The organism is Aquibacillus koreensis (assembly GCF_025154055.1).
GTDB lineage: Bacteria > Bacillota > Bacilli > Bacillales > Amphibacillaceae > Aquibacillus_C > Aquibacillus_C koreensis.
Map to the genome: position 1 here is coordinate 28,429 of NZ_JAOALK010000043.1, position 12,465 is coordinate 40,893.

Annotated in this window: 20 protein-coding genes; 4 read left to right on the plus strand and 16 right to left on the minus strand. The window is 36.3% G+C overall.

The window, feature by feature from the left end:
• Positions 1 to 2: 2 nt before the first annotated feature.
• The gene (gene phnE, locus NYQ66_RS11870) at positions 3 to 806 is read left to right on the plus strand and encodes a phosphonate ABC transporter, permease protein PhnE (protein ID WP_259869725.1); all 804 of its coding nucleotides are present in this window, start codon (positions 3 to 5) and stop codon (positions 804 to 806) included.
• Positions 807 to 873: 67 nt separating this feature from the next.
• Here phnE and NYQ66_RS11875 read toward each other — a convergent pair whose 3' ends face one another.
• Positions 874 to 3,000, minus strand: a complete 2,127-nt coding sequence (locus tag NYQ66_RS11875) for a methyl-accepting chemotaxis protein (RefSeq protein WP_259869727.1) — start codon at positions 2,998 to 3,000, stop codon at positions 874 to 876.
• A 262-nt stretch (positions 3,001 to 3,262) separates the two neighbouring features.
• Between NYQ66_RS11875 and NYQ66_RS11880 the strand changes: the two genes are divergently transcribed.
• Complete coding sequence (locus tag NYQ66_RS11880; RefSeq protein WP_259869729.1) at positions 3,263 to 3,394, plus strand: hypothetical protein; 132 nt, start codon at positions 3,263 to 3,265, stop codon at positions 3,392 to 3,394.
• Between the two features lie 119 nt (positions 3,395 to 3,513).
• Positions 3,514 to 3,645 (plus strand): DUF4023 domain-containing protein, encoded by a 132-nt coding sequence (locus tag NYQ66_RS11885; protein WP_259869731.1) that lies wholly within the window; start codon positions 3,514 to 3,516, stop codon positions 3,643 to 3,645.
• 105 nt (positions 3,646 to 3,750) lie between these two features.
• Here the strand turns inward: NYQ66_RS11885 and NYQ66_RS11890 are convergent, their stop codons facing one another.
• Complete coding sequence (locus NYQ66_RS11890) at positions 3,751 to 3,972, minus strand: hypothetical protein (protein ID WP_259869733.1); 222 nt, start codon at positions 3,970 to 3,972, stop codon at positions 3,751 to 3,753.
• A gap of 118 nt (positions 3,973 to 4,090) precedes the next feature.
• On the minus strand, positions 4,091 to 5,827 hold the full coding sequence (locus NYQ66_RS11895; RefSeq protein WP_259869735.1) for an ABC transporter ATP-binding protein: 1,737 nt from the start codon (positions 5,825 to 5,827) through the stop codon (positions 4,091 to 4,093).
• A 180-nt stretch (positions 5,828 to 6,007) separates the two neighbouring features.
• Here NYQ66_RS11895 and NYQ66_RS11900 point away from each other — a divergent pair, with 180 nt between their 5' ends.
• A complete protein-coding gene (locus tag NYQ66_RS11900; RefSeq protein ID WP_259869737.1) occupies positions 6,008 to 6,265 on the plus strand; it encodes a PGDYG domain-containing protein in 258 nt (85 codons plus the stop codon).
• Positions 6,266 to 6,270: 5 nt separating this feature from the next.
• On the opposite strand, the gene NYQ66_RS11905 is transcribed toward NYQ66_RS11900, so the two are convergent.
• The 13 genes from NYQ66_RS11905 to NYQ66_RS11965 form a co-directional block, all read right to left on the minus strand.
• Positions 6,271 to 6,660: a hypothetical protein gene (locus NYQ66_RS11905; RefSeq protein WP_259869740.1), complete on the minus strand. Its 390-nt coding sequence runs from the start codon at positions 6,658 to 6,660 to the stop codon at positions 6,271 to 6,273.
• 63 nt (positions 6,661 to 6,723) lie between these two features.
• Complete coding sequence (locus NYQ66_RS11910; protein WP_259869742.1) at positions 6,724 to 6,924, minus strand: hypothetical protein; 201 nt, start codon at positions 6,922 to 6,924, stop codon at positions 6,724 to 6,726.
• On the minus strand, positions 6,925 to 7,602 hold the full coding sequence (locus NYQ66_RS11915; RefSeq protein WP_259869744.1) for a hypothetical protein: 678 nt from the start codon (positions 7,600 to 7,602) through the stop codon (positions 6,925 to 6,927).
• 26 nt (positions 7,603 to 7,628) lie between these two features.
• Positions 7,629 to 8,069, minus strand: a complete 441-nt coding sequence (locus tag NYQ66_RS11920; RefSeq protein WP_259869746.1) for a hypothetical protein — start codon at positions 8,067 to 8,069, stop codon at positions 7,629 to 7,631.
• 82 nt (positions 8,070 to 8,151) lie between these two features.
• Positions 8,152 to 8,313: a hypothetical protein gene (locus tag NYQ66_RS11925; protein WP_259869748.1), complete on the minus strand. Its 162-nt coding sequence runs from the start codon at positions 8,311 to 8,313 to the stop codon at positions 8,152 to 8,154.
• 40 nt (positions 8,314 to 8,353) lie between these two features.
• Positions 8,354 to 8,581, minus strand: coding sequence for a DUF3953 domain-containing protein (locus NYQ66_RS11930; RefSeq protein WP_259869750.1), 228 nt, complete (start codon positions 8,579 to 8,581; stop codon positions 8,354 to 8,356).
• Positions 8,582 to 8,755: 174 nt separating this feature from the next.
• Positions 8,756 to 9,184, minus strand: a complete 429-nt coding sequence (locus tag NYQ66_RS11935; protein WP_259869752.1) for a hypothetical protein — start codon at positions 9,182 to 9,184, stop codon at positions 8,756 to 8,758.
• A 61-nt stretch (positions 9,185 to 9,245) separates the two neighbouring features.
• The gene (locus tag NYQ66_RS11940; protein WP_259869754.1) at positions 9,246 to 9,656 is read right to left on the minus strand and encodes a hypothetical protein; all 411 of its coding nucleotides are present in this window, start codon (positions 9,654 to 9,656) and stop codon (positions 9,246 to 9,248) included.
• Positions 9,657 to 9,718: 62 nt separating this feature from the next.
• Complete coding sequence (locus NYQ66_RS11945; RefSeq protein WP_259869756.1) at positions 9,719 to 10,192, minus strand: hypothetical protein; 474 nt, start codon at positions 10,190 to 10,192, stop codon at positions 9,719 to 9,721.
• 77 nt (positions 10,193 to 10,269) lie between these two features.
• Positions 10,270 to 10,899: a lysozyme inhibitor LprI family protein gene (locus tag NYQ66_RS11950; protein WP_259869758.1), complete on the minus strand. Its 630-nt coding sequence runs from the start codon at positions 10,897 to 10,899 to the stop codon at positions 10,270 to 10,272.
• Positions 10,900 to 11,084: 185 nt separating this feature from the next.
• Positions 11,085 to 11,792: a class I SAM-dependent methyltransferase gene (locus NYQ66_RS11955; RefSeq protein ID WP_259869760.1), complete on the minus strand. Its 708-nt coding sequence runs from the start codon at positions 11,790 to 11,792 to the stop codon at positions 11,085 to 11,087.
• Positions 11,793 to 11,937: 145 nt separating this feature from the next.
• Positions 11,938 to 12,135, minus strand: coding sequence for a hypothetical protein (locus tag NYQ66_RS11960; protein WP_259869762.1), 198 nt, complete (start codon positions 12,133 to 12,135; stop codon positions 11,938 to 11,940).
• 102 nt (positions 12,136 to 12,237) lie between these two features.
• A complete protein-coding gene (locus NYQ66_RS11965; protein WP_259869764.1) occupies positions 12,238 to 12,426 on the minus strand; it encodes a hypothetical protein in 189 nt (62 codons plus the stop codon).
• Positions 12,427 to 12,465: the final 39 nt, after the last annotated feature.

Consider the following 12,465-nt stretch of genomic DNA (forward strand, 5'->3'; position numbering starts at 1 on the left):
GTATGACGACAGTAGAAAAGCAGTTATTTGCTGCACCACGCCATTATCGTTATTTTCTTACCATCTTAGCAATCGTATGTCTTCTTATTGCTTGGTCCGTAACGGAAGTTAGCTTTGAACTGGATCAGAATGGCATGAAAATTGCATCTAACATTGTAGGTGGCCTTTTACATCCAGATTTGGAATTCCTGTTTAGTTTGACGACAAATGGCGTGTTGTATTTATTATGGGAAACCCTTGCTATTGCTTTACTCGGAACTTTGGTTGGTGCTGTTTTAGCTGTACCATTAGCATTTCTAGCCGCCTCAAATATTGTTCCAAAACCAGCAGCATGGCTTACTCGCTTATTACTTATCTTTATACGTACCATTCCAGCACTTGTGTATGGATTGATGTTTATTCGTGTGACAGGACCAGGTCCGTTTGCAGGTGTATTAACGATTGGGATCACTTCGATTGGGATGTTAGCGAAATTATATGTTGATGCCATTGAGGAATTGGATGTGAAAGTATTAGAATCGATGACTTCTATTGGGTGTACAACCTTTGAAAAAATCCGATTTGGTATTATTCCACAGTTGTTATCAATCTTTTTATCCGTCATGATTTACCGGTTTGACATGAATATGCGTGAAGCTTCGATTTTAGGACTTGTTGGTGCAGGCGGTATTGGAGCACCTCTCATTTTCGCCATGCAAGGCTACAAATGGGAACAAGTTGGCTCAATCCTAATCGGCCTAGTCATCCTAATTTTAATCATCGAACTGCTATCCAATAAAATACGCATGAAGTTAGTAAACGGATAAAAGTAAGCAAGGGGACGGTTCTTGTGTACACAAAAGTGTGTACACAAGAACCGTCCCCTTGTTTCCGTTATAGCTTAAACTGTTCCAACAACGCTTGTAGCTCTTCTGACATGACCTTCAATTCATCTGAAGTAAATACTAATGAATCACTCATCTTAAGCTGTTCTTCTGTTGAAGCAGATACTTCTTCACTAATAGCAGATGATTCCTCCGCAGTTGCACTAACATGCGCAATCGTATCCGACAACTTCTGTTGCGATTCTCTTAATTCATTGATCGAACTAGAAACAAGTTGAATCTTCGAGGTGAAATCACTCATGTTTCTTCCTACATGATTTAAAATTTCATCCGTTTCCTTCGCTTTATTTACTTGTTCTTTAAATACTGGATTAGCCTCTTCTAGCATTTCCAACGTTTTATTGATCTCAACCGTAATAGCATCTACAATGCCACCTACTGCATCAATCGACTGTTTCGATTGTTCAGATAGTTTTCTTATTTCATCCGCTACAACGGCAAAACCTTTACCAGCTTCCCCAGCACGTGCTGCTTCAATTGCTGCGTTTAACGAAAGCAAATTCGTTCGATCTGAGATCTTTTTAAGGATCACCATTACATCAATAATGTTTTTTGTGCTTTCTTTTAGTACGACTGTTCGACCAACAAGAGCAGTTGTTATTTGTTCGCCGCGCTCTGTTTGCTCGACTAGCTCACTCATTTTATCTATCCCTTTGTTACTAACTTCCAATACTTCTTGTGCATATTTTTCCATCGCATCATTGTTACGATAAACATTCTCTACTTCATCATTGATTTGCACTGCTAAATTATTCCCAATTTCCGCTTCCTCTGTTAACGTTGTCGCACCCGTTGCTATTTCTTCTGAAGCTGCAGCAACTTCCTTGGCAGATTGTGAGGTAACTTTTGACACATCTGTTAAATCCGTAGCAGCTTTCAACACTTTGTTCGAAGATTCTTTTGTCTTAACCATCATATCTGAAATCATCTCAAGCATATGATTGAAACTCGTTGTTAGAGAACCAATTTCATCTTTTCGACCCGTTAACTCGGAACGGACTCGTAAATCGCCTGCACTAGCTTCAGACATAAGGTTAGTTAACTCTCCTAATGGGGCACTTATTGATTTAACGATCATTCTTCCAACAAAGAATGCTACGATTACAGAGAATAAAATAATACCAATTGTAATATAAAATATTATTTTCGTATCTTTGGTTAGTTCGCTTGACGAAACAGCCCCAACTAAGTACCAATCAGAGACATTAGAATCATACTGAAATACCAAAAGGTCCCCGGATTCCACTACGTTGCTTTCTGTATCTACATCCATTGCATAATCGTTTTTTGTATTGATCTCTTCATCATTATAAGAAAAGACAATATTATTCTCCCCATCCACCACTTTCACCGTGTTATCACCAAATGATACATTGCTAAATAACTCTTTGAAATATGTCGCATCAATATCAACAGCAATGACATAACTGTTGGCTTGATTAACTGTTAATTTTCTTGCAAAGCTTACGGTAGATTCGTCATTCACACCAGATGTACCAGCCTCGGTACCACCAATCCATACATCTTCCGTTGATTCCTTGGCTTTGCTATACCATTCTGAATTTAAGATACCTTCATCATCTTGATTCACACCAGTGGAAAAGACAATCGAATTTTCGATATGAATTAACTGTATGCCGACATTTGAATCGGTGTATGTAGCTTTGTTTAATTCATCAGCAATACTATTCATGACCTTGATATACTCATAATCACTTAAGTCGTTATTGTACTTAGCAACCGAGCTTAAGTTTGTAAAAAACTCTTCATCCGCCAGCTTTTCTTGGATTAAACTTGTGTACTTGGACAGGGCAAAATCTAATTTATCACCTGCTTGAACAATCGTCTGTGCGCTCGCATCTTCTACCTTCCCCTTAATAATGTTATTTGAGATAACGTAAGAAGACACACCTACAATCGATACAAACACCAAAACCCCAATAATGAACGAGCTTAAGATCTTTGTACCTATAGATTTACCTTTGTTCACCGATGTCGCTTTTGATGCATCTTGTTTTTCTATTTTGAGCTTAGAGAACAAAACTTTTGCTTTTTCTACTATAGGTTTGATATTCGTGCGTTTCTTTACATTCTTTAAATCCCATCGCTTTTTCAACATGTTCCCCCCATTCTGTACATTTTCCTAGAATTAAATAAAAAAATATTAAAGCGCTTTCACAACTCTATAATACTATTTAACTACAATTTCCATCAGGTAACAACAACAACTGACATTTTTTTGTTGCATTTGGGTGTTTTTTAAATAAAATTCAGGCAACTTGGGGCAATTTGTCCTATGTGTGCAACTTCTTAAGGCTTTTCGCATAGTACAACCATTTTTAGGAATAATAAAAAAAAGTAGATTGGGAGGCATTAAGATGAAGCAAAATAAAAAACAAGAACAAAATAAAACCCGAGAACAAGAGAAAACCAAACAAAAAGGATCTGCTCAGGCCGACGGATTTCGTTATGATTATGATGATTCATCTGATATGAACAGGGACCAATAGTGGGAGCCATTTCTTTGACAAAAGGTTTTTGTTCAATGACTACACATTAAACTCTGACCGCTATGCATGATCTCGTCCTAAGAAGGTTAACTTAAAACGGAACCAAGGAGGTGTTTTTTGTGGATACACATGAATTTGTAGAAGAATTTAATGAAAACAAACGAAAGCAAGCAAAAAACAAGAAGCGACAAGGTAACGGACGTCCAAGCAATAAACTACCTAGTAAGAAACATAATGATAGTAATAGTTAAGGTTGTAAAAGGGTGATGGGCTTTCTATCACCCTTTTTATTTTATTACAATGCGTAGCATGTTTTTTGCTTTAGTCACTTGATCGTCGGATCATCTGTGATCGCACTAGGAATAAGCCTTCAGTTCTTGTAAAAGCTGCTGAAACTGATCTGGATCCTCAAACCTACCAGCATGCCAATTAGCCTCGATCCATGCTTTTAATTGATACGGGTCATTAAACACTTCACCTGTTGTATCCGCATCTCGAAGCATATACCTGCCATTGTCCTCATCAATAATTACCTCACACGGCAAAGCACCATCTTTTGCTTGGATCTCAAACTCCACAACATCCACTCCTCGGTCTATATTTTTCCTAGTTTGTATCGAACAGTAGAAAAATACACATAGGGACGGTTCTTTTGTCCACAAAATTGTGGACAAAAGAACCGTCCCCTTGTTTCCATTATGTGAGCTGTTGTTCGGCGAATTCTCGGTAAAGGTCATGTGTTTGGACGAGTTCGCGGTGGGTACCTGTCCCGGTTACTTGGCCTTTTTCGATAAAGATAATCTTATTCGCGTTTACGATCGTTGATAACCGATGGGCAATAATAAAGGTTGTTCGTCCTTCCATCAGCCTTGTGAGAGCCTGCTGTACAATACCCTCCGATTGACTGTCCAAGCTTGCTGTTGCTTCATCCATCATCAATATTTTTGGATCTCTTAAGAACGCCCTGGCGATCGCAATTCGCTGTCTTTGACCACCTGAAAGCTTGACGCCACGCTCTCCCACTTCGGTATCAAGACCTTTCGGAAATTCTTTAATGAACTGATCTGCATAAGCCATTTCCGCTACATTCCAAAGACGCTCATCTGTTATATCCTGACGATCTTCTAGTCCGTAGCATAAATTTTCACGTATCGTTCCAACCATCATCGGACTATCCTGGGAGACATAACCGATTTGACTTCTCCAAGCGTACATAGACAAGTCCTTAATCGGCGTATCTCCGATTAGAATCTCACCCGAGGTTGGCTCATAGAAACGCTCAAGCAGGCCAAACATCGTTGTTTTTCCACCACCACTCGGTCCAGCAAAGGCAACCATTGTTCCTGGTTCCACATCAAAGGACACATGTTGAATCACCGGCTCTTCCTCACTATACGAAAAAGACACATCCTTTACATGAACTACCTGATTAGAGATATCCATTTCAATGCCCTCTTGCCCTACTTCTTCATCCAGTTCCAATATGTCAATAATCCGTTCCGTTGCTCCCGTTGCTTTTTGCAATTGGGTGAAAAACATCGTGAAGGACGTGATCGGAAAAATGATTTGGAAAAGATACAGTAAGAATGCTACTAAAGATCCCGTACTCATCGTGCCATCTTCTACTCGAACTCCGCCATATCCAATGATGACAACAATAACAACCATTACAACCAAATACATTAAAGGAGCAATAAGTGCGAAGATACGACCTTCTCTTAATCCAAATGAAAAGAGTCTATGTATTCCAGCAACACCTTTTTTATCTTCCATTACCTCCGCATTTGAGGCTTTCATCAACCGAATTTCACTGAGTGTTTGTTGGACGCTTCCAGTGAATGAAGCAGTTTCATCCTGTAAACCACGGGAGATCTTTGACATTTTTCTCCCTAACGGTACCATAAAAAGCACCGTGATTGGAACGCTAATTAACATTAACAAAGTCATTTTCCAATCCATGATAAATAGGATCGTCACAGCACCAATAATCGTAATGATACCGGTAATAAATTGAGGGAAATGTTGTGTAATTAAGTCCTTTACTATTCCCGTATCGTTAACGACTCGACTCACTGTTTCCCCACTTGTGTTTGTATCAAAGTAACTGACAGGCATGCGTAAAAGTTTCAACCACATCTTCTCACGTAAACCAGCCACAATTTTTTGACCCGTATAGGCAAGTGCATACATCGATATTCCATCTGTTACCGCTTGTAAAATAAAAACAAGTAAAAAAGCCCCGATCATATAAAAATTCAAGGCATCCATGGAGAATCCATCGACCATTTCCCTTGTTAAAATCGGAATTGAAAGTCCAACAATTGTGGTAAATAACCCACCAATTAATCCGATCGTCAATGCAAGCTTAGGTACCTTTGTTGATAAAATAAGCGAATAAAAGGCTTTCAGCGTATTCTTTTCCGTTTGTTCCATTTGATTAGCTCCTCGTATAAAAAAATGTCGCAACACCTAGCATACTATACGAACCCAAAAGATCAAAAGTTTCGGAAACATGGGGACGGTTCTTGTGTTTCCATTTATGCCTATAGCCTAAACACATTCGCCCGTTTTGCATAGTCTGTATTAAATAGCAGTAAAAGGAGGTTGATACCTATGCCAAAGTATAGAAAGAAACCCATTGTTGTTGAGGCACTAAAACTTACAAGATCAATTACTATTGAAACAAGCGACGGCACTAAAAAGGGGCTTCCAGGAGACTATCTAATTACGGATAAAAACGGAGAACAGTACCTTTGTGAAAGGGATACGTTTGAGGCAGACTTTGAACTTGTAAAAGGGCAAATTGATCTAAAAGAAATGATCCAAAAATCCTTTAGAATTATCAAAACTAAAATTGTGAAACATAGTTAGTCTTGTTATTGCTTAATTCCACGAACAAACAATATTCCAGCTACAACAGTAGCGATTGCTTTGAGCTCTGGATAAACGAACGGATTATATGGATATGGAAACCCTACACCAAACCATAATATCCACCTACTTGTTGGTATAGAAACTAACGCAATAATGATGATGGAAGGGATCAACGCACCCCATCTAATTTCAAATGTTTTGTTATGAAGCAGCCTATCTAATTCTATAAGAATGCCGAATAAAAAATAGATAATTCCTAAAGTTAGACTATAAGAGAATGCTTGATTCATGTTCCCCATATCCACTAATTCGTTGTATCTTGGAAAAATTGCAATTGCGATCCCAAGTAAAGTTATACTTACCATTATTTGAATCATTTTCGTTCTATCCATAAACCACTACTCCTCTCTTGAATAAAATAGTTGAAAATACACCTCATTTACTTTATTTCACTACTATTTGCGTTTTTGGTTAGCTCGCTTTATATCAAAAATACCTATTAATCCGCAAAAAAAAACACCTAAAACTAAAATACCCGTAAGTATCCAGTTATTCCCCCACGATACAATTGCACTACATATGCAACTTATTGCAACAGCAATTGCTCCATACTTCTCTCTCCACCTTACTAATCTTCCCGACTTATTATGACTCAATCACGTTCTCTCCTTTCTTGAACGATTGTTACCCTTTATGAACAAGCCTGAATGATTCAGTCTTTTGTAGTCAAAAGGAATAGGATCTAACTTTCCATATTGCTCATTCCATATTACGGAATGAAAGGAGGTTAGGTTTCTATCAAAGAATGATTGTGTTTTAATCTTTTCAAAGCGATAACACTCATTTGGTCGAACTTGTTCACAATCAAGTAAACCTAATACATCTTCTTCCACCCCTATACTACCAAGCTTAAATTGAAATGTAGTATAGAGCTCAGTCAAAAAGCTATTGAAACAAATTAGGTCTTCATCTCCTATGCCAATTTGATCCCATTCGGGCGCATCATATTCACTTCCATAAAAACAAAAAAATACCAATAGCGCATTGGAAGATATTTGTTCGATCTGTAAATTCGCTTTACGCCTCCCAGCTACATGAACATATAAACGTAAATGCATGGCGTGTATAAATACTGTTTCTGGGTCTTCTATATCATAGGGATAACCATTACTAAACGAATTAATTATCTCGCCAAGTCTTTCTTCTACTATTTCAATTTTGTGATCGAGATTAGACAATTTATCTATTATTGCTTGAATAGCTTCTTTCTTTTCACCATCAAGCTTTAGAACAAAACTCACTTCAAGAAAAGGTCCCCCTTGCAACCATACCAACCTTTATACCTCCCTCATCAAAAAACTTATTCAACTATGAGCTCCCTAAAAAAGTTTTCTAATCTAGGTTCCTTATCAAGCAACACATATTCTATTAACCCCTCACCAACATCATTTCTGTTTACATATATTTTTTCATCTACATAATTGATAACGATAGTTGCGCCATCATTTGTATCTATTACAACTTGCGCCTGTGAAGAAGGAGGAACTTCTTTTGATGCAATTCTGTTTGGTTCATACTGATTAAAGCCATCCACAACATGTATATATTCATCTGTTGGAACCCTTTTTATATCTTGATCCTTTTCCCATACATGAATCGCTTTGACTTGATTCAGTTCAATAGGCTGATGTATAAGTAGACTATCCATGAATGCTCGGTCGCGCTCTCCTGATTGTTGTAACCAAAGCACCCCTGCCACAATAAATACAACAGATAGACTAATATAAACCTTAGCTTTCATTGGTACCTCCTTCTAATAGGAAATCCTTTAAATTAGACTTTTTGTCATCAGAATCAGCTGCATCAAAAAGTAGAAGCAAAATTTATTTGTTTTCTAATTCCTCCACCCGTTTTTCTAGGTCAGTTACCCTTTTATTTAATTCACTATTAGCTGTTTTCATTCGATTAGATACCATTTTAAATAATGAAATGATAAATAGGATAAAGACAATAGCACCTAATAAATATCCGATGATAATCTCCACTACATCACTCCTCTTTATAGTTATTCCGGTCAGGACCAGGTTAACCAAATAATATGTCCAAACTAACAAATATATCGAAGCCAGCTGCGAGGAAACAAATAAGAGCAGTTATTTTTCGTTTTTCTAGAATTTCATTAATCCCCATAACCACAAGTAGTAACCCTAAGATTAATAGTGTATAAGGTATTAGTCCATATTCATCTGTTATTAAACTATAACCTGCTAAGGAGACTACTGTAATTGCTAAGATAACTCTTAGTATTTTCATATAATCACACTTTCATTTGTAGTTTTACAAAATAATATGTTCTTGCATCACATAGTTAAAGTACCATATTTCAATACTAACATAATATTCCAAAAGTTAGCTAAAAGAGAAAGAGGCAATCATTTTTTGATCGCCCCTTCAACGCTAGATATTTAAAATTTGGTTGTATAACTGTTAATTGTAAAACAATGCTTCATCCTCTATTACATCTAACTCTGTTACATCAATATCTTTACTATAAGTAACTTTGATGAACAACTCATCACTGCTTTCACCTTTAAGTAAGGTCACTTTTATTTTACTATTTATTTTCTTATCTATATTTTCATATACATAAGAAGCCTTGGCTTGGCTATACCCTTTGGCATACACATACTCAATCCCGTCTTCTGCGGCATAATTATGTGCAATCTCATCTCCGCTTTGTTTAGCATCATGTAACCAGTTATCGACCTCTGCAGAATAGCCGTTGTCTAATGGTAGGTACTCATAATCAACCAATGATTCCTCCGTTCGCTCAGCATTAGAAATTTGCTGGCACCCAAATAAGAAGAACAGGCATAAACATATACTCAACAGTCCTATTTCTCTTTTTAAAATCATCGATAAACTCCCTTTTCTATAACTTTTATCAATATTACTTAAAGTACAAAACAATCTCCTATTACATAATCTCAGGATCCTCTTCTAAAACCCAAGGTAAAAAAGCATCAATATAAAAGATAATCGCACCGTCTGAAGTATGGCCTTCTTCAAAACCAAGCTTAAAGTAATCTTCATCATTCTTATAGTAAATATCAACAACACTTACACTTGGCTTCTTTAATATCTTTCCAAAAATCCTGTAATCTGCGACATACATATGCTTACTATTTTTAGCTTGGTAAAAGTGACTAACTTCAGCACCCTTTTTAGGATCCAAACCGATATCATCAAACAGCGTCTTCACGATCATAGGAAAATGGTTGGTTGCTAGCGCATAATTTTTGCAGTAAATGCAGTGACAGTGTTCTTCTTCACCGATAAGTGGGAGTTTCTTATAATACGATAGCGTCTTTTCATAATCGATCTCCAATTCATATTCCGCAATCCTTACTGCCTTTATCTTGCATACCTCCTTTATATTTCCTATCAAAACTACTTTTTTTCTTCCAAAATGAGGTTAGCTTCATTTTTGATCATCATTTTCAAATCTTCTTCATCAAATTCTAAAGGCGACTCATCATATTGAAGTTGATCAATCTTTTCACTTATCTCATACCACGCAATTAAATCTTCTGGATATTGAAGGTCTACCACAATCCGAAAAACCTTATAAGCCAAATCAAATATCTCAGAAGTACGCTCGGTTTTTACTATATCGCTTACTAAAAAGGATATATAGGCTCTATCACTTGTCTCCATGGTAGGTTCTTTTATTCCCAGTTCTTTCAAAGCTCTTCTAAAGTAATGTTCTACTTCAAAGATATTTTCATCCGATGACAATGAAGACATAATAGATAGAGATGGTGACGACATATTGCTTTCTATTAAATTGTGTGACCATTTTATATAATCCTCTGAAGAAACAATCCCCGTTTTAATTTTATAAAATAAAGCATTCGTTTCCAACGCAATAAGTCACCCCTTTGTTCCAAATGTTTTAATAAGAAGGTGTATAGATCCTATTCGTACCAATAGAAGTATTTTCACTTCATATAATCCTCAACCAATTCATAACATCTTTCTTCTGTTAGATTTGCTAGCACAATCACATATTCTAAATGTTCTTGCGTACCACCCTTATATTTCAATGATGCTTCCAGTGCACTTTCATCCCTATATTCTAACCAATTCCGCTGTTTTTCTCTTAATTGGTCCATTTCCTCTTGCGGTAGTTGTTCCTCTAACGCACCATATATGTCATTAAGTAATGCATCCCAAGCTTCCCATCTATCGTTTTCTACCTTTTTCAATGCGTATGTCGATGAATCTGTCGCTTCTAATTCTTCTGTTTCTTTTTTAACATCACTTAGTTTCTTCAGGTATTCTTCTTTCAGACTACCTTCACTACTAGAAGGAGATGATCCTTCATCTATTATAGATTCATTGCTTGTTGTATCTATTTTTTCTTTCGTATCACTTTTATCTGCATGGTTGGATTCATTATCCGTACCATCATTAGAAGTTTCATCATTTGTGTGTTGAGTAGCGTTTTTATTTTGCGACTGGTTATCAAACTTAGCACTCGATTCTTCCTGTGTATTGCCACAGGCAGCTAATAAAATGAACAACACCATAGTAAGCATAACAATTAGAATGTCTTTATTTTTTTTCATCATTAGTTCTCCTTTATGTCGTTTAAATTAATGAAAGAAGTCGCAGAATGGTACGTTCTACGACTTCTTTTTAGCTCGTAATACATACATCTATATGTTAACATAATATTCCACAATAACTTTTGAATTTATAAGAAAAAGATCGCCACGAATGACGACCCCAATGTTGCCTTGCGTTAAAGATATTAATGTAAAAATGCCTTGATAACCAGAAATTGCGGACACTTCAAAAGGCTTTCATATTTTTCAGGAGCTTGTAATTTAAACTGCATTGTAGGTTGAGGTTCTATTACTTCTTCAATTAAAAAATACTTTAATGTCTCGTTTAAAATCGAATGAAGTGGTCTTCGGTAAAAGGGAACATCAAATGATTTCCCCTCTTTGTTCCATTTATCAATAATCAATTCAGTATTGAAATAGTTGGGATCTTGGAGTAGTTTGATATCTGAAAATGGATGGTGAACGGAAAACATAAGAATCCCTTGTGGCTTTAAAATTCTTTGAAACTCATCAAAAGTAAAGTTCCAATCCTTTATGTAATGGAGGGTCAATGAACTTATTATGTAATCAAATGTATTATCTTCAAAAGGTAGCTTTGCTTCTAGATCCAGGCAAAAAACATCAGCCTTATCTCCCAAACGCCGCCTCGTAGCAAGAACCATTTCCGGACTAATATCAGTCGCAACTACATTTGCTCCTCGCGAGACTAATTGGAGAGAGTACCATCCAGCCGCACAACCAGCATCAAGAACTTTCATATCCCTAAGATCTTCTGGTATCTGCTCTATCATGGAAGGTCTTTCATATTCACTATTAAACAAACTCTTGGTATCAACCGTGTTTTCATAAATGCTTGCCAATTGGTTGAAAGTTTCCTTCACTCTATCTTTCATACTTCACCTCTTCATTCTTTATATGTACGAAGATGAACTAAGCGTTCCCACATCGACAATTCCTATTTCTATGCTTTCACTTTCTTTTTTCTTGGGAATTGAAGTATTAAAAAGTTTATCCAAGTTATTAGCGGGATAGCAAATATCAAATTATATAACCAAAACCAAAGATCCTAGCTTCATCATCCATACTATAGGCTCTCCACGTTGCTAACACTAAGATCAGTACATTTACACAAAAAGCAGACAGCATACTCAACACTTTATTGTTTTTCTTTTTTAGAATTAGAACAGATAAAATTGTTGAAGCCAATAATGAAAAAGCTATTATAACGTAATACAAATCTGCACCACCTTCGTTTTTAATTAATATGCCTGCCATTTGGTAAATCAGTCACACTGACCTTCGCACACTAGCTCCTGTTTGTTGGTAGCATTTATCGACCTAATTTTCCTTTTCGTTTAACAACTTATCTAATTTTTCTTCAACTCGTTCTAATCGATTATTTTTTTTCTTAGAAATAATAACAAACCATACAATTCCTACAACGATAGCTACTAAAAATAAGAACGAAAACAATGAAAAGATAATATCTCCTATATGTATTCCACCTACCGATGACGCTAAAATCATATTAACTCCCCCTTTTTAATGTAATTGGATTGTTGTATT